2 protein-coding genes are annotated in these 2311 nt (G+C 56.3%); both read left to right on the top strand.

What is annotated here, in order from left to right; genetic code table 11:
* Positions 1-1430: ATP-binding protein (locus ACSZO1_RS22210; RefSeq protein WP_437616530.1), on the top strand; the 1430-nt coding region annotated here is incomplete at its 5' end.
* Positions 1420-2118, top strand: a complete 699-nt coding sequence (locus ACSZO1_RS22205; RefSeq protein WP_437616528.1) for a response regulator — start codon at positions 1420-1422, stop codon at positions 2116-2118. The genes ACSZO1_RS22210 and ACSZO1_RS22205, both read left to right, overlap by 11 nt.
* Positions 2119-2311: the final 193 nt, after the last annotated feature.

Raw genomic sequence — 2311 nt, 5'->3', positions numbered from 1 at the left:
TTCCGGCAGCCTTCAGTGGTCTTTGCAGAGTTAAGACAGGCGGCTTAGCGTTGCACTTCGAACTTGAATCCGCCTATCACTCACTGCACAATGAACGGGTAGGGAAGGAGCTGGTTGGCGGTGATAATACGGAGGTGCTGCGCGGTATCAGCACCACCACGGTGGCGCAGGGTGGATCAGGCAGTTCGCTGCGCAGCAAGGCGGCGGTGCTGGATGAAAAGGGCGAGGTGATTGGTATTGTGTCGGTCGGTTATATGACCAGTCACCTGGCGAATATCTCCAGCGCGAAAGTGATCAATATCCTGCTGACGATTGTTGCGGTGCTGGCGGCGCTGTTTGTGCTGAGCTGGTTTTTCTCGCGTGGCATAAAAAAGCAGATGTTCTCGCTCGAACCGCGTGAGATTGGCTTGCTGGTGCGCCAGCAGAAGGCGCTGATGGAGTCGATTTACGAAGGCGTGATCGCGGTGGATGATCAGTTGCGCATTGCGGTGATCAACCAGGCGGCGAAAAACCTGCTGGGACTGAATGCACCCTCTGCCGCGCTGCGCGGCAGGCCACTGGCGGAGGTCATTAAGCCAGTGGCGTTCTTTGATCAACAGCAGATGCTGCGAGCGGATACCCATGATGAAATCTGCCTGTTTAACCAGCTGACGGTGATCGCCAGCCGGGTGCGCATCCTGCTGGAAGAGGAGTTGCAGGGCTGGGTGATCACCTTCCGCGACCGCAATGAGATTGACCGTCTGAGCAGCAAGCTGAGTCAGGTGCAGCGCTATGCTGATAACCTGCGCATTATGCGTCATGAGCAGCTGAACTGGACCGCCACGCTGGCAGGACTGCTGCATATGGGGCGGTATGACGAAGCGATTCGTTATATTGAAGCGCAGTCGGAAAGTGCGCAGGAGATACTGGATTTTGTCTCGGCGCGCTTCTGTTCACCGCTGCTGTGCGGGCTGCTGCTGGGTAAATATGCGCGTGCGCAGGAGAAAGGCGTGGTGCTGAATTTTGATCCCGCCTGCAGCCTGACACGCCTGCCAGCGCGGCTGACGGAAACCGAACTGATGTCGGTGATTGGTAATCTGCTGGATAACGCCATTGAGGCGACGCTGATGAGCGAAGCGCCGTGGGCGCCAATCCAGCTGTATATCCGCAGCGGTGAACGTGACCTGGTGATTGAAGTGGCGGATCAGGGCATGGGCATTGCGCCTGCGCTGCGTGAGCAGCTGTTCACTTTTGGTGTCACCTCGAAACAGCAGGGCGACCACGGTATGGGACTGCACCTGGTGGAGAACTATATCAACAAGGCGGAAGGCACCATTGAAGTGTCGGACAACCAGCCGCGTGGCGCCATTTTTTCACTTTTTATTCCTGATGCAGAGCAACACACAGCTGCACTGACGATTAACCGGGAAGACAACCTCTATGCAACCTGAAATCATTGACGTACTGATTGTGGGAGATGAAAGCCAGCTGGCGCAGCTGCATGCCGGGCTGATTGAAGAACATCCGTGGTTGCGGCTGTGCGGCATCGCCACCTCGCTGAGCGAAGCGCGCAGTATGCTGGAGGAAAAGCGTCCGCAGCTGGTGCTGCTGGATAATTATCTGCCCGATGGTCAGGGCATTACGCTGATTGAGAGCGAACTGCTGAAAAGCCTGAAGTGCTCGGTGATTTTTATCACTGCCGCCAGCGATATGCACACCTGCAGCCAGGCGATCCGCTGCGGGGCGTTTGACTATATTCTCAAGCCGGTTTCGTGGCGGCGTCTGCAACACTCGCTGGCGCGGTTTGTCGAGTTCAACAAGACGCAGCGCACCTGGAAAGTGGTGGATCAACAGAACGTCGATAATCTGTATAAGCTGCAGGCGGCTAGCTTTCAGCAGGATGCCAGCAGCAAAGGCATTGAGCAGAAAACCCTGCAGCGCATTGAGCAATTTTTCGCCATCAGTGAAGATCGCTGCTACTCGATTGAAGATGTGGTGGCGGAAACCGGGCTGAGTAAAACCACCACCCGGCGCTATCTGGAGCATTGCGTTGATCGTGGCGTGCTCGCGGTGGAGATGCAGTATGGCAAAGTGGGGCATCCGCGGCGGTTATACCGGCGGGAAAGCGGGGCACAATAGCGGGGATCTTATACTCCCTCTCCCATTACATGAAGGAGGGGATGTTATGCCCCTCCTCCCTAACCTTCCCTCATGTATGTGGGGAGGGGATGTTATGCTCCCTCCCCCGCTTGCTTGCTGTACGGTCCGGGGACATTGCAGACAGGTGTTCGGGGACATGGTGAACACTTTTTAACATCCTTTACCCATGGTG

Origin of the sequence: Erwinia sp. V71, from assembly GCF_965644245.1 — a bacterium.
Taxonomy (GTDB): Bacteria; Pseudomonadota; Gammaproteobacteria; order Enterobacterales; family Enterobacteriaceae; genus Erwinia.
The sequence above is the reverse complement of the archived record's forward strand: the minus strand, read 5'-3'. Positions and strand labels throughout refer to the sequence as shown.